Here is a 20,000-nt window from a genome sequence, read left to right as displayed (position 1 = left end):
AAACGCTCTTGATGGTCGCGCCACTCCCATCATCACCGATCGACCTCACCAAACACGATGTCGAGGGAGCCGAGAACGGCGGTGACGTCGGCCAGCATGTGGCCGCGGCAGAGGAAATCCATCGCTTGCAGATGCGCGAAACCCGGCGCACGCAGCTTGCAGCGGTACGGCTTGTTGGAGCCGTCGGAGACGAGATAGACGCCGAATTCACCCTTTGGCGCTTCGACGGCCGCATAGACCTCGCCGGCCGGCACCCGGTAGCCCTCGGTGTAGAGCTTGAAGTGATGGATCAGCGCTTCCATCGAACGCTTCATCGCCTGGCGCTTCGGCGGCACCACCTTGCCGTCGAGGTTCGACACCGGGCCGGTGCTTTCCTTGCCGAGCAGCAGGTCGACGCACTGGCGCATGATCCGCGCCGACTGGCGCATTTCTTCCATGCGCACGAGATAACGGTCGTAGCAGTCGCCGTTCTTGCCGATCGGGATGTCGAAGTCCATTTCCGAATAGCATTCATAGGGCTGCGACTTGCGCAGGTCCCAGGGCGCGCCCGAACCGCGCACCATGACGCCGGAAAAACCCCAGGCCCAGGCATCGGCCAGCGAAACAATGCCGATATCGACATTGCGCTGCTTGAAGATGCGGTTGCCGGTCAGCAGACGGTCGAGGTCATCGATCGACTTCAGGAACGGATCGATCCACTTGCCGATGTCCTCGACCAACTGGCGCGGCAGATCCTGGTGGACGCCACCGGGGCGGAAATAGGCGGCATGCATGCGCGAACCGGAGGCGCGCTCATAGAACACCATCAGCTTTTCGCGCTCGACGAAGCCCCACAGCGGCGGCGTCAGCGCACCGACGTCCATCGCCTGCGTCGTCACATTGAGGATGTGCGACATGATGCGGCCGATTTCGCAATAGAGCACGCGGATCAGCTGGCCGCGCCTCGGCACCTCGATGCCGAGCAGGCGCTCGGCGGCGAGCGCGAAGGCATGCTCCTGGTTCATCGGCGCGCAATAATCGAGCCGGTCGAGATAAGGCACAGCCTGCAGATAGGTTTTTGCCTCGATCAGCTTTTCCGTGCCGCGATGCAAAAGTCCGATATGCGGATCGACGCGATCGACAACTTCGCCGTCCAGCTCCAGCACGAGGCGCAAAACGCCATGCGCCGCGGGGTGTTGCGGCCCGAAATTGATGTTGAAATTGCGGACGGAGGTTTCAGCCATTCTGGCGCCTCTGACGATGAGTCAGTAGTGAGTAGTGAGTAGTGATCATCAATCTCAATGCCTGCTTCATTCCGCCTGCTTGGCCTGCACCGTTCGGATAAGAGATCTCATCATTTTTCCAATCTCTTCGCATCGCAGGAGCAGTTCAATCTCATTGTCTTTTCGTAGCAAGCCTACCCGGCATGCCAGCAGTATGTGCGTTTCCAGTTCCTTCAACGAGCCTTGCGACATGCGCAAAAATTGAACGAACGACCCTCTGTTTTCCCGACCGTATCCCTCCGCGATATTCGCCGCGATCGAAACCGCCGATCGCCGTATCTGAGAGGTCATGCCGTAAATCTCATCCTTCGGAAACTCTTTGGTGAAGCGATAACAATCTTCAGCGAGCGTCATCGCCGATTGCCACACCTTCAAGTCACGATAAGATTCGATCCGTTGCTCCAACTCTTTCCCTACTGACTACTGACTACTTCCCTACTCACTGTTTGGCTTTTTCGTCCCCGGGCAGCACGTAATCCGTCCCTTCCCACGGCGAGAGAAAATCGAAATTGCGGAATTCCTGCTTCAATTCCACAGGCTCGTAGATGACGCGCTTGGCTTCGTCGTCGTAGCGCACTTCGACGAAGCCGGTCAGCGGGAAATCCTTGCGCAGCGGATGGCCTTCGAAGCCGTAATCGGTCAGCAGGCGGCGCAGATCGGGATGGCCCGAGAACAGCACGCCATAGAGATCGTAGGTCTCGCGCTCGAACCAGTCGGCACCGGGAAAAACGCCGGTTATCGACGGCACCATTGTCTCCTCATCGGCCAGAACCTTGACGCGGATGCGCACATTCTGTTTCGGCGAAAGCAGGTGGTAGACGACGTCGAAGCGCTTGGCGCGCGACGGATAATCGGCGCCGCAGACATCGATGATCGAGATGAACTGGCAGCGCGCATCGTCGCGCAGGAAAGTCATCACCTCGACCAGATCGCGTGGTTCGGCATGAACGGTGAGCTCGCCATAGGCGATATCAGCGTCAGTGACGCGGCCGATCAGCTTTTCGCCGAGATAGGTCGACAGTTCGCTAAGGGATGCGGCCATGGATTTACCGTTCGATCGTGCCGGTGCGGCGGATTTTCTTCTGCAGGAGAAGAATGCCGTAGAGCAAAGCTTCGGCGCTCGGCGGGCAGCCGGGCACATAGATATCGACCGGCACGATGCGGTCGCAGCCGCGCACCACCGAATAGGAATAGTGGTAGTAGCCACCGCCATTGGCGCAGGAGCCCATCGAGATGACGTAGCGCGGCTCCGGCATCTGGTCGTAGACCTTGCGCAGCGCCGGCGCCATCTTGTTGGTCAGCGTGCCGGCGACGATCATGATGTCGGACTGGCGCGGAGAGGCGCGCGGCGCGACGCCGAAGCGCTCCGAGTCATAGCGCGGCATCGAGGTGTGGATCATCTCGACAGCGCAGCACGCCAGACCAAAGGTCATGAACATCAGCGAGCCGCTGCGTGCCCAGGTGATCAGCGCCTCGGTCGAGGTGACCAGAAAGCCCTTGTCGGCAAGCTCGTTGTTGATTTCGAGGAAGAAGGGATCGTCCTCCCCCACCGGCCTGCCGGTGTTGGGATCGATGAGGCCCTTGGGCTTCGGCGCGACGAGGGTACCTGAACTGTCGTTCAATCCCATTCCAGCGCTCCTTTTTTCCATTCATAGGCAAAGCCGATGGTCAACACTGCCAAAAACACCATCATCGACCAGAAACCGAGCATGCCGATCTTCGAGAAGGATACGGCCCAGGGAAACAGGAAGGCCACTTCGAGGTCGAAGATGATGAACAGAATCGACACCAGATAGAAGCGGATGTCGAATTTCATGCGGGCGTCGTCGAACGAGTTGAAACCGCACTCGTAGGCGGAAAGCTTTTCGGGATCGGGATTGCGGTAGGCCACCAGGAACGGTGCGGCCAGCAGCGCCAGGCCGACGACCAGAGCCACGCCGATGAACAGGACGATGGGCAGGTACGAACTGAGGAGTGCGTTCATGCAGCGGTTTCCGTTGGCGCCAATCCACTTTGATTACAGCACCGGACCTTAATGCGGAAGCGTGACAGTTTAACCGCTGAACCGTTTTAAGGGGCCTATGCTGCAACGCGGCGAGGGTTAGCGCAGCACTTCCAGCGAAGCAAGTCAAACCTTGTTCAAAACTCTGACCTGGACGGCATATCCGAAGAAACTGGTCCGATCCGCTCCTGTTTGATTTCCTTCGCTTTTTACTCCACTTTTCTCTCCTGACAGGGTTGCCGCCAAAACCCTGCTAGCATGGGCTGGAATCACCCGTCTGCATGATGGTCAACGAGCCATAAGAGTCGCATCCGAATGAAGGAAAAGATCTCGCTTGCCACCGCCCGGCGCATTGCGCTCGCCGCTCAAGGATTTCTCGATCCGCGCCCAAATGGCACACCTGATCGCCGCCACCTCGCCCGCGTGCTCTCCCGCACCGGCCTGCTGCAGATCGATTCCGTCAGCGCCGTGGTGCGCGCGCATTATATGCCGCTCTATTCGCGTCTTGGCCCCTACCCGCTCACCTTGCTCGACAATGCCGCCGTCACGCGCAAGCGCACCGTCTTCGAATACTGGGCGCATGAGGCGTCCTTCCTGCCGGTCGAGACCTATCCGCTGATGCGCTGGCGCATGCAGCGCGCCGAGCAAGGCGACGAGATGTATCTGGGGCTGGCCAAATGGGGCCGCGAGCACGCCGCCTATATAGAAGAGATCTACCGCGAGGTCGTCGCGCGCGGCCCGATCGCTGCTTCAGCACTGGAAGGCCAGAAGGGTTCGGGCGGCTGGTGGGGCTGGAGCCACGCCAAGCATGCCTTTGAATGGCTGTTCTGGGCCGGACGCATCACCACCGCGCACCGCCGTGGCTTCGAACGCTTCTACGACGTGCCGGAGCGCGTGCTGCCGCAGGCGATCCTCGATCTGCCGGTGCCGGCCGCCGAGGACGCGCACCGCGAATTGCTGCGCATTTCCGCCCGCGCCCACGGCGTGGCGACCGGAGGCGATCTGCGCGACTATTTCCGCCTGTCGCCCGCCGACATGAAGGGCCGGCTGGAGGAACTGGTCGAGACCGGCGAACTGGTGCCGGTGCGTGTCGAGGGCTGGGATAAGCCGGCTTACCTTCACAGGGATGCCCGTTTGCCCCGAAAAATCGAGGCGCGCGCCTTGCTGGCGCCTTTCGATCCGGTGGTCTTCGAACGCTCGCGCTCGGAGCGGCTGTTCGATTTCCACTACCGCATCGAGATCTACACGCCGGCCGAAAAGCGGCAGTACGGCTATTATGTCCTGCCCTTCCTGCTCGGCGACAGGATCGTGGCGCGCGTCGATCTCAAGGCCGACCGGCCGGCCAGCGTCCTGCGCGTGCACGCGGCCTACCCCGAGCCCGGCGCGCCGCCCGAAACGGCCGCTCAACTCTTCGAGGAATTGAAGCAGATGCAGGGCTGGCTCGGCCTCGAACGCATGGACGTGACGCCGGCCGGCGGTCTGGGGCCGGCGCTGGTCGACATCGCCATGTCGTAAGCCCGCGTTGACACCGCTGCCTGCAAAAGCCTAAATCCGCTGCAGACGGTCCCTTGCCCGCAACGGCAAGGGCTAAGAGGGAATGCGGTGCGGGATTTCGATCTCAAATCCGCGGCTGTCCCCGCAACTGTAAGCGAAGAGCCAAGGCCGAAAGCCACTGGGAGGTTCCCGGGAAGGCGGCACCCAAGGCGATGACCCGCGAGCCAGGAGACCTGCCGTCTGCGACAACATAATCCGATCGCCCGGCGGGTTTCCGGGCAAGGAGCCGGTTTTTGGACCACAACAGCAGTTTTTCGGCTGGCACAGCGGATATTTCGTCCGCCGACGGCGATGCTTTGGCCGGCGTCACCGTCATTGTCTGCGCCTCCTGCCGCGATGAATCCGGCTCGGACGCCCATCCCCGTGCCGGTGAACTTTTGGCCGAAGATACGCGCCGCGCGGCAGCGGCCGACACTATCCGCGTTCGCACGGTCGAATGCCTCGGCAATTGCAAGCGCCGCCTCAGTGCCGCGATCCTGCGCGACGGCTGCTGGAGCTATGTGTTCGGCGACCTGACCGCGGCCAGCGGCGCCGACCTTGTCACCGGCGCAAAGCTCTTCGCCACATCGACGGACGGCCTCATCCCTTGGCGCGGCCGGCCTGATTCCCTCAAGCGCGGCCTCGTGGCCCGCATTCCACCCCTCGACATGCTGAAGGACCAACCATGACCGCTTCCGTCTCCCGTGTTCCCTGCACCGTCGTCACCGGCTTCCTCGGCGCCGGCAAGACGACGCTGGTCCGCCATCTCCTGGAAAACGCCGGCGGCAAGCGTATCGCGATCATCGTCAACGAGTTTGGCGACATCGGCATCGACGGCGAGATTCTCAAGGGCTGCGGCATCGACACCTGCCCGGAGGAGAACATCGTCGAACTCGCCAATGGCTGCATTTGCTGCACCGTGGCCGACGATTTCGTGCCGGCGCTCGACAAGATCCTGTCGCTGACGCCGAAGGTCGACCATATCCTGATCGAAACCTCGGGCCTCGCTTTGCCCAAGCCGCTGGTCCAGGCTTTTCAATGGCCGAGCGTGAAGAGCCGTGTGACCGTCGATGGCGTCATTGCGGTTGTCGACGGCCCGGCGCTCGCCGAGGGCCGCGTCGCCAACGACATGGATGCCCTGCAGGCGCAGCGCGCCGGGGATGACAGTCTCGACCATGACGACCCGGTCGAGGAAGTGTTCGAGGACCAGATCGCCTGCGCCGACCTGATTATCCTGTCGAAGAGTGACCTTATGGACGCACCCGGCTCGGCCCGCGCCAACGCCATCATCAATGAACATTCCGCCCGCGCCGTGAAGATCGTGCCGACGTCGCATGGCAAGGTCGATCCTTCCGTTCTGCTCGGGCTCGGTCTCGCCGTCGAGGACGACATCGAGAACCGCAAATCCCATCATGACGGCGCATTCGACCACGAGCATGACGACTTCGACACCTTCATCGTCGACATTGCCTCGATCGCCAATCCAGACGAGCTGGCAAAGCGCGTCGCCACCGCCGCCGAACAGGAAAACGTGCTGCGCGTGAAAGGCTTCGTCGAGGTCGGCGGCAAGCCGATGCGGCTCTTGCTGCAGGCCGTCGGCCCACGCGTCAATCATTACTATGACCGCGCCTGGACGGCTGAGGACGACCGCCGCTCGCGCCTCGTCGTCATCGGCCTCAAGGGGCTGAACCGCCCAGCAATCGAGCGTATACTCGCCGGCTGACGCAAACCGCCCTAGCAATTCCAGGAAAAGTGTTTCACGGCTTTCCCACAGGAATTGCGTAAAACAAGGAGATAGAGCGGTTCGCCGTTCCGTGAAACGGTGAACCGCGCTAGAGCCGCGATGCATATCCTCACCACGACCTCCGCCTCGCTCGACGACCTCGCCGAGCCGGTCGATCTGCGGCAGACGCCGGCGGATATCGTGGCCCTGTCCTTCACCGGCAGCGACCTTGCCGGACTGGCCGCGGCATGGAAGGCCGATGCCGGCCGCCTGCCCTCGATGCGGCTGGCGGCACTTCGCGACCTGCGCCACCCCATGTCCGTCGACCTCTGGATCGACAGCGTCGCCCGCCACGCCAAGATCATCCTGGTGCGCATCCTCGGTGGCTACGACTGGTGGCGCTACGGCTGCGACCAGCTTGCCGCGACGGCCCGCCAGCGCGGAATTAAACTCGCGCTGCTTCCAGGCGAAAGCCATGACGAGGATCTGCGCCTGATCGAAGCCTCGACGCTGCCGCGCGAGGAGTTGGATAGCCTGCTCGGCTATTTCCGCGAGGGCGGCCCGGCCAATATGAGCGCGCTGGTGCTGCGGCTGGGAAGGTTGGCTGGGGCGCAGGCGGAAATTGTCGAGCCGGTCGCAGTGCCAAAAGCTGGCTACTACGAGCCCACACGCGGCGTCGTTCCCCTCCCCCTCGAGGGGAGGGTCCGGCCGCAGGCCGGGGGTGGGGTCCTCTCCACAGCGCGCCAACTCGAAGAAACGTCGCGCCCGGTCGCACCGACCCCACCCGGCCCTGCGGGCCACCCTCCCCTCGAGGGGGAGGGAAAGGTCGTGCCGATCCTGTTCTACCGTTCGATGCTGCTCGCCGCCGATGTCGCGCCCATCGACGCCCTTTTTGAAGCGCTCCGCCAACGCGGCATCGCCCCGGTCCCGATCTTCGTCTCCAGCCTGAAAGACCCGACCTCGCTGGCCTTCGTGGAAACCGCCATCGCATCCATGAACCCCGCCGCCATCATCACCGCGACCGCCTTCGCCTCCGGTGCCGAACCCGGCGTCGAAACCCTGTTCGACCGCGCCGGCGTCCCCGTCTTCCAGGTCATCGTCGCCACCACCCGTCGCGATGTCTGGGAAAACAACCAGCGCAGCCTGGCGCCGGCCGACCTTGCCATGCATGTCGTGCTGCCCGAGTTGGACGGCCGCATCCTCGCCGGCGCCATTTCCTTCAAGGGCGAGAGCGATGTCGATCCGGCCCTCGGCCACCGCGCCTTCGCCAACCGGCTGGAGCCGGACCGGGTCGCGCAGGTGGCCGACCGTGTGGCGGCGTTCATCAAGTTGCAGGAGACGGCCCGAGCGACACGCAAGCTCGCCATCCTAATCCCGGACTATCCGAGCGCGCCTGGCAGGACTGGCTATGCGGTCGGCCTTGATGTCCCGTCGAGTGTGCTCGCCATGCTGCATGACCTGAGCGAACAGGGCTATGCCGTTGAGGGGATTCCGCAAACGCCGCGTGAATTGCTGCGGATGCTGGAAATGACCGACCACGGGTTGGCCTTGGACGACTACACTGCCTTCTCGATCGAATTGCCGACAGCGGCAATAGCCGCGGTAGAAGCTGCTTGGGGCAAGGCAGAAGAGACAGGTTTGCGCGAAGCCCCCCTCTGTCCTGCCGGACATCTCCCCCTCAAGGGGGGAGATCACGCCGTCATCACCGCCCTCGCCAATAGCGGCCGTTGCAAAGGGAGATCCGGCGCCCGAACTGCCAATCTCCCCCCTCGAGGGGGAGATGTCCGGCAGGACAGAGAGGGGGGCCTCGCGCAAACCTTCACAAAAGACCGCCGCCCACTTCCCCTTCCGCGCCGCCACCTTCGGCAACATCACGGTCGCTCTCGCCCCCGATCGCGGCCGCTCCGCCGACCGCCGCGCCGACTACCACGACCCGACACTCCCACCCCGCCACGCCCTCCTCGCCTTCGGCCTGTGGCTGCGCAAATCGCTCGGCGTCCATGCGCTGGTCCATGTCGGCGCCCACGGCACGCTGGAATGGCTGCCCGGCAAGACCGTTGCGCTCTCGCAAACCTGCTTCCCCGAGATCGTCACCGGCCCACTACCCGTGATCTATCCCTTCATCGTCTCCAACCCTGGCGAGGCGGCACAGGCCAAGCGGCGCATTGCCGCGGTAACCCTTGGTCATCTGCCGCCGCCACTGACCGGCGCCGGTCTGGATGAAAACCAGTACAAGCTCGAGCGCCTGGTCGACGAATACGCCCAGGCTGACGGCCTCGACCGCCGCCGCCGCGACCGCCTCGCCAAGCTGATCGTCGACACCGCGCAAAAGACCGGCCTCGCCTCCGAAGCCGGTGTCGCCAGGACCGATGCACCCGACGAGGCGCTGCGCCGCATCGATGCCTGGCTCTGCGACCTCAAGGATTTTGCCATCAAGGACGGGCTGCACATCTATGGCCGCGCCCCCGAGGACGAGCCTGACGCCATCCGCCGCCAAAGTGCCGAGGCTGAAAAGGCGGCGCTGCTTGCCGCACTGGATGGCCGCCACGTCAAGGCTGGTCCAGCCGGCGCGCCCGCGCGGGGGCGCTCCGATGTGCTGCCCACCGGCCGCAACCTATTCACCTCAGACCCGCGCACCATGCCGACGCCGACCGCCTATGATCTCGGCCGCGCGGCAGCCGAAGAAATCGTGCGCGGCTACATGCAATCGCATGGCGATTGGCCACGCTCGCTGGTCATCGACCTCTGGGGCTCGGCTTCGCTGCGCACAGGCGGCGAGGAGATCGCACAAGGCCTGGCGCTGATGGGCTGCCGGCCGCAATGGGACGCCGCCACCGGCCGCATCACCGGCATCGAGGTGCTGCCACCTGCGGCACTCGGGAGGCCACGCGTTGACGTCACCTGGCGCATATCGGGCCTGTTCCGCGACATGTTCCCGACCCAGATCGCCCTGATCGATGCCGCCGCCAACACCGTCGCCGCGCGCGACGAGGACGATTCGGAAAACCCGCTCGCGGCCCGAACCCGCGCCGACGGCAAGATCAGCCCCCGCATCTTCGGCACCTCGCCCGGCACTTACGGCGCCGGCGTCGAGGATCTTTTGTCCCGTGGCGACTGGGGCGCGCGTGAAGAGATCGGCCGCGCCTATCTCGACGCCACCTCGCATGCCTATGGTGGCGAAGGCGGCGAAGGCATCTCGGCGCCCGGCGCCTTCGAGGGCCGCATCGCCGAGGCTGACCTTCTGGTCCATACCGGCGACGACCCCGGCCGCGACATCCTCGAAGGCTCCGCCGACGTCGCCTTCATCGGCGGTTTTTCGGCCGCGCTTGCAGCACTTGGCAGGAACGCCGACGTCATCGTGCTCGACACCACGGATCCACAAAAGCCGAAGCCGCGCTCGGTTGGCGAGGCCGTATCACGCGTCGTGCGCGCCCGCGCCGTCAATGCGCGCTTCATATCAGGCCAGATGCGCCACGGCCCGCGCGGCGCCTCCGAATTCGCCGAGACGGTCGACCGCCTAGTCGGCTTTGCCGAAACCACCCATGCCATATCGGGTGCGCTGATCGAGGCCGTGTATGACGCCTATGTCGGCGATCCAGAGGTTCGAGCCTTCATCCTGCGTGAAAACCCGGCCGCCGCGAAAGTCATCGCCGAGCGCTTCCTGTCGGCTCGCCGGCGCGGCCTTTGGCATCCCTTGCGAAATTCCATCGACGACGACCTCGCCGCGCTGATTGCCGAGGCCGAGGCGCTCGGGGTGGCGGCATGAACGCCTTCTCGCGCCGCGGCGTCTGCCCGGCTTTGTCGGCGCCGATGCAGACCGGCGACGGGCTGCTGGTCCGGCTCAACCCCATCTCGGGAGGATTGTCGCCCAAGCTTTTGATCGGACTCGCCGAATCCGCCTTGCGGCACGGCAATGGAATCATGGAAGTCACCGCGCGCGGCAGCCTGCAGATACGCGGGCTGACTGCGGCAAGTGCTGCACTGCTGGCGGCGGAGGTCGATGCGCTCGGCATTGCGGTGCGCACTGGCGTGCCGGTTGAGACCGGGCCGCTAGCCGGCATCGACCCGCAAGAGATCGCCGATCCCCGGCCGCTGGCTGAGCGGATCAGGGCGGCGGTCGAGCACGCTGGGCTGACGCAACGGCTAGGCCCAAAGGTTTCGGTGGTTGTCGACGGCGGTGGGCAACTGACAATGGATGAGGTGACGGCCGATGTGCGGCTGAAGGCGGCGCGGGCCGACAATGACATCGTCTGGAGTGTATCGGTTGCCGGCGACGGCCAGACCGCGAAGGTACTGGCAACGATCGATGCGGATGCCGCCAGGGACATAGCCGTTGCAGCACTGAGGATGGTCGCTGAAAAAGGCCGCGAAGCGCATGCTAGGGACTTGTCGGAGCGGCAGTTGGTGTCTCTGGCGGGTTGGCTATGCTTGATAGGTTTGCGCGAGGCGCCCCCCTCTGTCCTGCCGGACATCTCCCCCTCAAGGGGGGAGATCGGCAGCTTCGACGCCGGCTTTTCCTTAAAAACACCAGAGATTGGCGAAACCATCGGTGACAGCGCAATCTCCCCCCTTGAGGGGGAGATGTCCGGCAGGACAGAGGGGGGGGCCTCGCGCAAACCTATCGGCCTTTTCCCCTTGGCCGGCGACACTTTCGCCCTCGGCATCGGCCTCCCCTATGGCAGCATGCCTGCGGACAAGATCATCAGCCTCGCAAAAAGCGCCCTCACCTTCGGCACCACTGAAATCCGCCTCGCGCCCGGCCGCGCCCTCCTCTTCCTCGGTCAACCGACAACCGCAAACGAACTCCTCCAAACCACCGCCTCCACCCTCGGCTTCGTCACCTCCCCCGCCGACCCGCGCACCCGCATCGCAGCCTGCCCCGGCACGCCGGCCTGCGCCTCCGGCCGCATCGCCACACGCGACATTGCCGAAACGATCGCCGCCGAAAACGCCGACATCCTCGACTTCACCTTGCACATTTCCGGCTGCGCCAAGGGCTGCGCGCACCCCGGTTCGGCAGCGCTCACGATCATCGGCGGCGAAAATGGAGCCGGACTTGTCGTGAACGCGACGGCAAAGGCCCTTCCTGCCGGCTACAGGCCGGGCTATGACGCCGCGCGCGGCATTGGCCGCGTCGCGGCGATGATCCGCAGCGCACGATATCAAGGCGAAACCGCCGCCGCTTGCCTGACAAGGCTCGGGCCGGCAGCAATCGCCGAGGCTTACCGACAGGCCCAAACTGAAAAACGGAAATGAGCATGGCCGCCTACGACTACATTCACGACGGCACGGCGATCTACGAGCGCTCCTTCGCCATCATCCGCGCCGAGGCCGACCTCTCGCGTTTTTCCGAAGCCGAGGCTGATGTCGCCATCCGCATGATCCATGCCTGCGGCCAGGTCGAAGCATCAAGCCATTTTGTTTTCTCGCCTGATTTCGTCACCGCCGCGCGCAAGGCGCTGGCCGCCGGCGCGCCGATCTTCTGCGACGCGGAGATGGTTTCGCACGGCGTCACCCGCGCCCGCCTGCCGGCCGGCAACGAAGTGATCTGCACGCTGCGCGACCCGCGCACGCATGACATCGCCAGGGAGATCGGCAACACCCGTTCGGCCGCGGCAATAGACCTGTGGGGCGAACGCATGGCCGGTTCCGTGGTCGCCATCGGCAACGCGCCGACCGCGCTGTTCTACCTCTTGGAAAAGCTGCGCGATGGCGCGCCGAAGCCGGCCGCCATCATCGGCATGCCGGTCGGCTTCGTTGGTGCCGCCGAATCCAAGGATGCGCTGGCTGAGAATTCCTATGGCGTGCCCTACGCCATCGTGCGCGGCAGGCTGGGTGGCAGCGCCATGACCGCGGCCGCGCTCAACTCGCTGGCGAGGCCAGGCCTGTGAACGCGCTTCCAAAAGGCCGTCTCGTCGGCGTCGGCACAGGTCCCGGCGACCCCGAACTGTTGACGCTGAAGGCCGCGCGGGCCTTGGCCGAGGCCGATGTCGTGGCGTATTTCGCCAAGCGCGGCAACAACAGCAACGCACGCGCCATCGTCGAAGCGCGCTTCCGGCCGGACATGCTGGAACTGCCGCTGCTCTATCCCGTCACCACTGAGATCGACAAGGATCACGACGACTACCGCTCGCAGATAACGGGTTTCTACGAGGAGTCGGCCGCAAAGGTCGCCGAACACCTCGACGCCGGCAGGATGGTTGCCGTCCTGTCAGAAGGCGACCCGCTGTTCTACGGCTCCTACATGCATCTGCATGTGCGCCTCGCCCATCGTTTCCCCACGGAAGTCATCCCCGGCGTCACCGCCATGTCCGGTTGCTGGTCGCAGACCGGTGTGCCGATCGTCCAGGGCGACGACGTGCTGACCGTGTTGCCTGGTACGATGAGCGAATTCGAGCTGACGCGTCGCCTCGCCGACACCGACGCCGCGGTCATCATGAAGGTCGGCCGCAACCTGCCCAAGATCAGGCGGGCGCTGGAAGCCACCGGCAAGCTGACGCGCGCCGTCTATGTCGAGCGCGGCACCATGGCCGGCAGCGTCTCGATGAAGCTCGCCGACAAGCAGGATGACAAGGCGCCCTACTTCGCCATTGTGCTGGTCGCCGGCTGGTCCGGCCGCCCAGGTGCTTTGGGAGCGCAGGCATGAGCGGCCGCGTCACCGTCATCGGCCTTGGACCCGGCAATGCCGATCAGGTCACCCCGGAAGCCAGCCGTGCCGTCGCGCAAGCAAAATTCTTCTATGGCTACAAGCCCTATCTCGACCGGCTGGATCTGCGCCCCGACCAGACCCGCGTCGCCTCCGACAACCGCGAAGAACTCGCCCGTTCCAAGGATGCCTTGACCAAGGCCGCGGAGGGCCATGATGTCGCCGTCGTCTCCGGCGGCGATCCCGGCGTCTTCGCCATGGCGGCGGCCGTCTGCGAGGCGATCGAGGCCGGCCCGGCCGAATGGCGCGCGGTCGATGTTTCTGTCATACCCGGCATCACTGCCATGCTGGCGGTCGCCGCCCGCATCGGCGCGCCGCTCGGCCATGATTTCTGCGCCATCTCGCTGTCCGACAATCTGAAGCCGTGGGACTTGATCGAACTGCGCCTGCTGGCTGCGGCCGGCGCCGGCTTCGTCATCGCGCTCTACAATCCGATCAGCAAGGCCCGTCCCTGGCAGCTTGGCCGCGCCTTCGAATGCCTGGCCGCGATCCTGCCCGGCACCACGCCGGTGATTTTCGGCCGCGCCGCCGGCCGTCCCGACGAGCGCATCGAGGTGTTTCTGCTGGCCGACGTCGATGCGCAAAAGGCCGACATGGCGACCTGCATCATCATCGGCTCGCCGGAAACCCGCATCATCAAGCGCGGCGACAGGCCGGCGCTGGTCTATACGCCGCGATCGGCAGCGGGCTCGACAAAATGATCGATCATCGCGGCCAACGCTTCGACGGTTTCAGCCGAAGGCACGTCCGGCAAGGCCGGCCTGCGGACCATGACCACCTCGATGCCCAGCGCCCTTGCGGCGGCAATCTTGCCGTAGGTCGCCGCGCCGCCGCTGTTCTTGGACACGACGACATCGATGCGATGGTTTCCGAGCAGCATGCGTTCGTCGTCCTCCCGAAACGGCCCGCGCGACAGCAGATAGTCAGCGTCCGGAACGGCCAGCTTCGGCTCGACCGGGTCGACGCTGCGGATGAGATAATGGTGCTGGGGCGCCGCCTCGAACGCGGCGACCTCTTGCCGTCCCAGCGCCAGGAAAACCCGGCGCGGTGCCGGTCCAAGCGCTTGCACGGCCTCGCCGACCGCATCAACCTGAGTCCAGCGATCCCCCTCGACAAGCTCCCAGCCCAGACGGCGCAGAGCGAAGATCGGCGCGCCGGCCATGCGTGCCGCTTGCGCGGCATTGGCCGATATTCGCGCGGCATAGGGATGCGTGGCATCGATCAGCAGATCGATCCGCATGTCATTGAGATAAGCCGCCAGTCCGCCAGCACCACCAAAGCCGCCGACCCTTGTCGGCACGTTCTGCGCGATCGGGTTCTCGGTGCGGCCGGCCAGCGACAGCGTGACGGAGAAATCCCTGCGGACAGCCAACCTGCCGGCCAGTTGCCGGGCTTCCGTGGTGCCGCCGAGGATCAGAATGCGGTGGGTCATCATGCCTGCTGAGGGTCCGCGCGGTGCCAACTCAAGATGGCTCACCATCGTCGGCATCGGCGAGGACGGTTTAGCCGGTCTCGGCGACGAGGCCAAGCGGAGGATCGCCGAAGCGGAGTTCATCTTCGGCGGCAAGCGGCATCTGGCGCTCGTCGCGTCCTTCGCCAAGGGCAAGCCCTGCCCCTGGCCGGTCCCTTTCGATGCGGGAATGAGCGACGTGCTGGCGCTTGCCGGCAGCAAAGTCTGCGTGCTCGCCTCCGGCGATCCCTTCTTCCACGGGGTCGGCGCCACCCTCGCCCGCAAAGTGAAGCCGCAGGCAATGCATGTCATCCCGGCGCCGTCGGCCATTTCGCTGGCAGCCGCACGGCTTGGCTGGGCGCTCCAGGACATCGAGGCCGTCTCGCTGCATGGCCGGCCGCTCGACCTGATCCGGCCGCTGCTGCAGCCCAACGCGCGTATCCTGGCGCTGACATCCGATGGCGAAGCACCGACGGCAATTGCCCGCCTGCTCACCGAACTCGATTTCGGCGCCTCGCGGCTGACGATCCTGGAGGCGCTGGGCGGGCCAAGGAAACGCAGCGCACGGCTCGCGCCGATGCCTTCGACCTCGAAAACATCAATCCGCTCAACGTGCTGGCCATCGAAATTGATTCTAGCCCGCAAGCGCGCGTGCTGCCGCTCACGGTTGGCCTTGCCGATCATCTGTTCGACCATGACGGCCAGATCACCAAGCGCGAAATCCGCGCCATCACCCTGTCGTCGCTGGCGCCGAGGCGCGGCGAACTGCTGTGGGACATCGGCGCCGGCTCCGGCTCCATCGGCATCGAATGGATGCTGGCCCACCCCCTGATGCGCACCATAGCCATCGAGGCCGACCCAACCCGTGCCGCCCGCATCGGCCATAACGCTGCTACCTGTGGCGTTCCTGGCCTTGTCGTGGTGGAAGGCACCGCGCCCAAGGCGCTTGCGAGGCTGGACACGCCCGACGCGATCTTCATCGGCGGCGGCGGCAGCGACACCGGCGTGTTGAAGGCCGCCATCAAGGCGCTGCGCCCTGGCGGCCGTTTGGTCGCCAATGCGGTGACGCTGGAGATGGAAGCCCTGCTTCTCGCGCAGCACACAAAGCTCGGTGGCGATCTCACCCGGATCAACATTTCGCGCGCCTCGCCCGTTGGATCGATGCAGGCCTGGCGGCCGGCCATGCCGGTCACGCAGTGGAGCTGGGTGAAGCCATGATGGTCGCGGGCATCGGCAGCCGCAAAGGCGTGAGCGTTGAAGACGTGCTTGCCGCGATAGAGACCGCTCTCGAAGAGCATGGGCTGGCGATGACGGCGCTTTCTGCGCTGGCGACCGCCACGCTCAAGAAGGATGAAGACGCAATCGCCGCCGCTGGCCGCGCGCTAAACCTTCCGGTCATCGTCGTCGATGACGCAGCACTTCAAGCCGCCTCGCCGGACACGCTCAGCAGCTCCAGCCTCTCGCAGGATCTGGCCGGCACGCCCTCGGTTTCCGAGGCATCGGCCCTTGCCGTCGCCGGCAAGGGCGCCAGGCTGCTTGGCCCCCGCACCGTGCTTGGCCCGGTCACCTGCGCCATCGCCATCAGCGGAGATGCTGAATGACCGTCCATTTCATCGGCGCCGGTCCGGGCGCCGCCGACCTCATCACGCTGCGCGGCGCCAGGCTCCTGGCAAGCTGCCCGGTCTGCCTGCATGCCGGCTCGATCGTCGCGCCCGAATTGCTGCAGCATTGCGCGCCAGGGACAAAGCTGATCGACACCGCGCCGATGTCGCTCGACGAGATCGAGGCCGCCTATATCGAGGCCCACAAGGCCGGCCATGACGTCGCCCGGCTGCATTCCGGCGACCTGTCGGTGTGGAGCGCCGTTGCCGAGCAGATCCGCCGGCTGGAAAAACACGGCATCCCTTACACACTGACGCCGGGCGTCCCCTCCTTCGCCGCTGCCGCCGCCGCACTGCGCCGCGAGCTGACCATCCCCGAGATCGCGCAAAGCCTGGTGCTGACCCGCGTCTCCGGGCGTGCGTCGAAAATGCCGCCCGGCGAAACGCTGGCCGGTTTCGGCCGCACTGGCGCCACGCTCGCCATTCATCTCGCCATCCACGCCATCGACCGCGTCGTCACGGAGCTGACCCCGCATTATGGCGGCGATTGCCCGGTCGCGATCGTTTTTCGCGCTTCCTGGCCGGATGAGCGCGTGCTGACGGGAACGCTGGAAACCATCGAGGCACAGCTTGCCGCCGATCCGATGGAGCGCACCGCGATCATCTTCGTCGGCCGCTCGCTGGCGGCGGAAGGCTTTGGCGAGAGTTCATTGTACGACGCCCACTATCAGCGGCGTTTTCGCGGACGGGACGGATTGTGAGCGGCAGCACCAAAACCAACGGCGAAAACGCCACGCTCGAACAGGCGCTCGCCCGGCTGAACTTCAAGCCGCGCCCGCTTGAGCCGGGTCATGTCTGGCTGGCCGGCGCCGGTCCCGGTGACCCCGGCTGCCTGACCCTGGAAGTGCTGGCGGCGCTGGCCGAAGCGGATGCGCTGGTCTATGACGCGCTGGTCTCGCCTGATGTGGTCGCGGTGGCCGCAAACGCCGAGCTGTTCTTTGCCGGCAAGCGCGGCGGAAAACCGTCGATGAAGCAGGACGACATCACTGCCCTGCTGGTCCGGTTGGCGCGCGACGGCCGCCGCGTCGTCCGGCTGAAAGGCGGCGATCCCTATATTTTCGGCCGTGGCGGCGAAGAGGCACTGGCGTTGGCGCGTGAAAACATCCCGTTCCGCGTGCTGCCCGGCTTGACCTCGGGGCTCAGCGCGCTGGCCGCGGCCGGCATCCCGGCCACCATGCGCGGCATCAACAAGGCGGTGATCCTGGCGACCGGCCATGCCGCCGGCACCGATGACGACATCGACTGGGCGGCAATCGCCCGCACCGGCCAGCCTGTCGTGGTCTATATGGGCATGGCCAATCTGCCGCTGATCGCAGCCGCTCTGCTCGACGGTGGGCTGGCGCCGTCGACGCCGGCGGCGGTGATCGTCGCCGCGACGACGCCGCAGGAGCGAACCGTCGTCGCCACGCTCGCCACTATCGCCGAGGAAGCCGCCGCCGCAGGCCTCGCCTCGCCGGCGCTGATCGTCGTCGGCGGCATCGTCGCCATGCGCGCGGCATTGATGGGGCAGGCATGACGGCACGCGCGATCATCATCGGCGCGCCGCGCTCCGGCTCGGGCAAGACCAGCGTCACCATCGGCATCCTGCGCGCGCTCACCCGGCGTGGACTGAAAGTGCGCGGCGCCAAATCCGGCCCGGACTATATCGATCCTGGCTTCCATACCGCCGCCACCGGCCTGTCCGGCGTCAATCTCGACAGCTGGGCCATGCCGCCATCGCTGCTCAATGCGCTGGCCGCGCAACAGGCCGACGACACCGATTTCGTCATCCTTGAAAGCGCCATGGGCCTGTTCGACGGCATTCCGGCCGCGCCGGGCCGCACCGGTTCGGCGGCAGACCTCGCCCGGCTCTATGGCCTGCCAGTGCTGCTGGTGCTCGACGTTTCCGGACAATCGACCACGGCGGCGGCCGTGGCCAAGGGGTTTGCCACCTACGATCCGGATGTCCGCATGGCTGGCGTCGTGCTCAACCGGTTGGGCAGCGAGCGCCACCGGCGGCTGTCCGGTGACGCCATCGAAGCGATCGGCCTGCCCGTCGTTGGCGCCATCTTGCGCGATCCCACGCTCAATTTGCCCGAACGCCATCTCGGCCTTGTCCAGGCCGGCGAGTATGATGATTTGATGGCGCATCTCGACCGGCTGGCGGACATGGCGGAGAAGTCGCTCGATCTCGATGCCGTGATGAGGCTGGCAACGCCCCTCACCCCGGCGTCTGGCGACTTCGCCGGCGCGCTGCAGCCGCCGGGCCAACGCATCGCGCTGGCCGAGGATGCCGCCTTCACCTTCCTCTACCCGCATGTTGCCGCCTACTGGCGCAAGGCCGGCGCGGAGATCGTTCCGTTCTCGCCGCTCGCCGATGAGGCACCCGACGAAAATTGCGATGTCTGCTGGCTGCCCGGCGGCTATCCCGAGCTTCACGCCGGCAAGCTCGCAGCGTCGGAGACGTTTAAAACCGGCATGGCAAGCTTTGCCGCGACGAAGCCCATTCACGGCGAGTGCGGTGGCTTCATGGTGCTTGGCGAAGCGCTGGAGGATGCATCGGGCGAAACGCATCGCATGCTCGGCCTGCTCGGCCATTCCACCAGCTTCGCCAAGCGCAAGATGAACCTCGGCTACCGCGAGGCACGGCTGCGCGCCGACTGCCCCCTGGGCTCCGCGGGTGCGCTGATCCGTGGCCACGAATTCCACTATGCGCAAATGACCGCCACCGGCAATGATGAGCCTTTGGCCGACCTCGCCGACGGCCAGGGCAATCCGATCGGCGCCTCCGGCTACCAGCGCGGCCATGTCAGTGGCACCTTTTTCCACGCCATTGCGAGGGGCTAGAACAAGATGCCGAAAAATGGCGACCGGTTTTCGCAAAAGATCAGGCTCATGGTCCGCAACATCATCGTTTCGCCACGACAGATCGTCGACGACATCGCGCTCTGCCTCGTCTTCTTCACCCGACTGCCGCTCCCCGTCTTCGATTTTCGCGGCCGCGGCCTTGCCGCCGCGATCTGGGCCGCCCCGATTGCCGGCCTCGTCGTCGGCCTGATTGGCGCCATCGTCTTTGCCACGGCGGAGAGGTTTGGCCTTGCCATGGGCCCAGCGGCGGCCCTTGCCCTTGTCGCAACCGTGCTCACCACCGGCTGCCTGCACGAGGACGGGCTGTCGGATGTCGCCGACGGTTTTGGCGGCGGCAAATCGCGTGGCCGCAAACTGGAGATCATGCGCGACAGCCGCATCGGCGCCTATGGCGCCATGGCATTGGCCCTGTCGCTGCTGATCCGCTGGAGCGCGCTGTCGCAATTGGTCGACCCCACGCAGGCGCTCTTTGCCCTTGTAGCTGCGCACGCGGCCTCGCGTGGCGTGCTGGGCGCCTTCATGCATCTCTTGCCCCCGGCGCGCGACGACGGCCTCTCGGCCGGCGCCGGCACCGTCTCGCTGGAAACGGCAATCGCCGGCGCCGTGCTCGGCGCGATCCCGCTCCTCCTGCTTGGGCTCGGCGGCGCCATCGCCGCGCTGATCCTGCTTGGCCTGCTGTTTGCCGCCTTCCACGCCCTTTGCCTCAACCAGATCGGTGGCCAGACCGGCGACACGATCGGCGCCTTGCAGCAGGTGAGCGAAATCGGGGTGCTGCTCATCGCTTCCGTAGCCCTCTCTTGATCCCCCTTGGTCTGA

The 20,000-nt window shown here is 65.5% G+C and carries 18 protein-coding genes, 2 pseudogenes and 1 riboswitch; of the genes and pseudogenes, 14 read left to right on the top strand and 6 right to left on the bottom strand.

All coding sequences use genetic code 11. From position 1 onward, the window contains the following. Positions 1–32: 32 nt before the first annotated feature. The 5 genes from AC0V7N_RS20355 to AC0V7N_RS20335 form a co-directional block, all read right to left on the bottom strand. Positions 33–1,223 carry an NADH-quinone oxidoreductase subunit D gene (locus tag AC0V7N_RS20355; protein ID WP_095204095.1) on the bottom strand — a complete coding sequence of 397 codons (1,191 nt, stop codon included), beginning with the start codon at positions 1,221–1,223 and terminating at the stop codon, positions 33–35. A gap of 66 nt (positions 1,224–1,289) precedes the next feature. Beyond that, positions 1,290–1,667 carry a four helix bundle protein gene (locus AC0V7N_RS20350; protein WP_496627212.1) on the bottom strand — a complete coding sequence of 126 codons (378 nt, stop codon included), beginning with the start codon at positions 1,665–1,667 and terminating at the stop codon, positions 1,290–1,292. Between the two features lie 34 nt (positions 1,668–1,701). Further along, positions 1,702–2,304, bottom strand: coding sequence for an NADH-quinone oxidoreductase subunit C (locus AC0V7N_RS20345; RefSeq protein WP_475450229.1), 603 nt, complete (start codon positions 2,302–2,304; stop codon positions 1,702–1,704). Between the two features lie 4 nt (positions 2,305–2,308). Beyond that, entirely contained in the window at positions 2,309–2,890 is a 582-nt protein-coding gene (locus AC0V7N_RS20340; protein WP_023720749.1) for a NuoB/complex I 20 kDa subunit family protein, read from the bottom strand. Further along, positions 2,881–3,246: an NADH-quinone oxidoreductase subunit A gene (locus AC0V7N_RS20335; RefSeq protein ID WP_010910112.1), complete on the bottom strand. Its 366-nt coding sequence runs from the start codon at positions 3,244–3,246 to the stop codon at positions 2,881–2,883. The genes AC0V7N_RS20340 and AC0V7N_RS20335 overlap by 10 nt, the downstream gene beginning before the upstream one ends. 333 nt (positions 3,247–3,579) lie before the next feature. Here AC0V7N_RS20335 and AC0V7N_RS20330 point away from each other — a divergent pair, with 333 nt between their 5' ends. The 8 genes and pseudogenes from AC0V7N_RS20330 to AC0V7N_RS20295 all read left to right on the top strand — a co-directional run bounded on the left by AC0V7N_RS20330 (position 3,580) and on the right by AC0V7N_RS20295 (position 13,927). After that, positions 3,580–4,779, top strand: a complete 1,200-nt coding sequence (locus tag AC0V7N_RS20330) for a winged helix-turn-helix domain-containing protein (RefSeq protein ID WP_475450228.1) — start codon at positions 3,580–3,582, stop codon at positions 4,777–4,779. Positions 4,780–4,808: 29 nt separating this feature from the next. Then, positions 4,809–5,013, top strand: a riboswitch (cobalamin riboswitch). Between the two features lie 38 nt (positions 5,014–5,051). Next, positions 5,052–5,486, top strand: coding sequence for a DUF1636 family protein (locus AC0V7N_RS20325; RefSeq protein ID WP_475450227.1), 435 nt, complete (start codon positions 5,052–5,054; stop codon positions 5,484–5,486). After that, on the top strand, positions 5,483–6,520 hold the full coding sequence (gene cobW / locus AC0V7N_RS20320) for a cobalamin biosynthesis protein CobW (RefSeq protein ID WP_496627211.1): 1,038 nt from the start codon (positions 5,483–5,485) through the stop codon (positions 6,518–6,520). The genes AC0V7N_RS20325 and cobW overlap by 4 nt, the downstream gene beginning before the upstream one ends. Before the next feature lie 120 nt (positions 6,521–6,640). Then, a pseudogene (locus AC0V7N_RS20315) lies at positions 6,641–10,286 on the top strand (cobaltochelatase subunit CobN). After that, a complete protein-coding gene (cobG, locus tag AC0V7N_RS20310; protein WP_475450224.1) occupies positions 10,283–11,776 on the top strand; it encodes a precorrin-3B synthase in 1,494 nt (497 codons plus the stop codon). The pseudogene AC0V7N_RS20315 and the gene cobG overlap by 4 nt, the downstream one beginning before the upstream one ends. Before the next feature lie 2 nt (positions 11,777–11,778). Continuing rightward, the gene (locus AC0V7N_RS20305) at positions 11,779–12,411 is read left to right on the top strand and encodes a precorrin-8X methylmutase (protein ID WP_475450223.1); all 633 of its coding nucleotides are present in this window, start codon (positions 11,779–11,781) and stop codon (positions 12,409–12,411) included. Continuing rightward, the gene (locus AC0V7N_RS20300) at positions 12,408–13,166 is read left to right on the top strand and encodes a precorrin-2 C(20)-methyltransferase (RefSeq protein WP_475450222.1); all 759 of its coding nucleotides are present in this window, start codon (positions 12,408–12,410) and stop codon (positions 13,164–13,166) included. Before AC0V7N_RS20305 ends, AC0V7N_RS20300 begins: the two co-directional genes overlap by 4 nt. Beyond that, complete coding sequence (locus AC0V7N_RS20295; RefSeq protein ID WP_475450221.1) at positions 13,163–13,927, top strand: precorrin-3B C(17)-methyltransferase; 765 nt, start codon at positions 13,163–13,165, stop codon at positions 13,925–13,927. The genes AC0V7N_RS20300 and AC0V7N_RS20295 overlap by 4 nt, the downstream gene beginning before the upstream one ends. Here the strand turns inward: AC0V7N_RS20295 and AC0V7N_RS20290 are convergent. Beyond that, positions 13,891–14,658: a cobalt-precorrin-6A reductase gene (locus tag AC0V7N_RS20290; RefSeq protein ID WP_475450220.1), complete on the bottom strand. Its 768-nt coding sequence runs from the start codon at positions 14,656–14,658 to the stop codon at positions 13,891–13,893. The two genes, AC0V7N_RS20295 and AC0V7N_RS20290, sit on opposite strands and share 37 nt — an antisense overlap. A gap of 1 nt (position 14,659) precedes the next feature. On the opposite strand from AC0V7N_RS20290, the pseudogene cbiE reads away from it, so the two are divergent. The 6 genes and pseudogenes from cbiE (at position 14,660) to cobS (ending at position 19,985) form a co-directional block, all read left to right on the top strand. After that, positions 14,660–15,894, top strand: a pseudogene (gene cbiE / locus AC0V7N_RS20285) (precorrin-6y C5,15-methyltransferase (decarboxylating) subunit CbiE). Beyond that, a complete protein-coding gene (locus AC0V7N_RS20280) occupies positions 15,891–16,277 on the top strand; it encodes a cobalamin biosynthesis protein (RefSeq protein WP_475450218.1) in 387 nt (128 codons plus the stop codon). Before cbiE ends, AC0V7N_RS20280 begins: the two are co-directional and overlap by 4 nt. Continuing rightward, on the top strand, positions 16,274–17,038 hold the full coding sequence (gene cobM, locus AC0V7N_RS20275) for a precorrin-4 C(11)-methyltransferase (protein WP_475450217.1): 765 nt from the start codon (positions 16,274–16,276) through the stop codon (positions 17,036–17,038). Before AC0V7N_RS20280 ends, cobM begins: the two co-directional genes overlap by 4 nt. After that, entirely contained in the window at positions 17,035–17,853 is an 819-nt protein-coding gene (gene cobA / locus AC0V7N_RS20270) for a uroporphyrinogen-III C-methyltransferase (RefSeq protein ID WP_475450216.1), read from the top strand. The genes cobM and cobA overlap by 4 nt, the downstream gene beginning before the upstream one ends. After that, positions 17,850–19,163 carry a cobyrinic acid a,c-diamide synthase CobB gene (locus tag AC0V7N_RS20265; protein WP_475450215.1) on the top strand — a complete coding sequence of 438 codons (1,314 nt, stop codon included), beginning with the start codon at positions 17,850–17,852 and terminating at the stop codon, positions 19,161–19,163. The genes cobA and AC0V7N_RS20265 overlap by 4 nt, the downstream gene beginning before the upstream one ends. Positions 19,164–19,211: 48 nt before the next feature. Beyond that, positions 19,212–19,985 carry an adenosylcobinamide-GDP ribazoletransferase gene (gene cobS / locus AC0V7N_RS20260; RefSeq protein ID WP_475450214.1) on the top strand — a complete coding sequence of 258 codons (774 nt, stop codon included), beginning with the start codon at positions 19,212–19,214 and terminating at the stop codon, positions 19,983–19,985. The last annotated feature ends 15 nt before the right edge of the window (positions 19,986–20,000 follow it).

Source organism: Mesorhizobium kamtschaticum (genome assembly GCF_056174585.1).
This window is presented reverse-complemented; position numbering and strand designations above follow the sequence as displayed.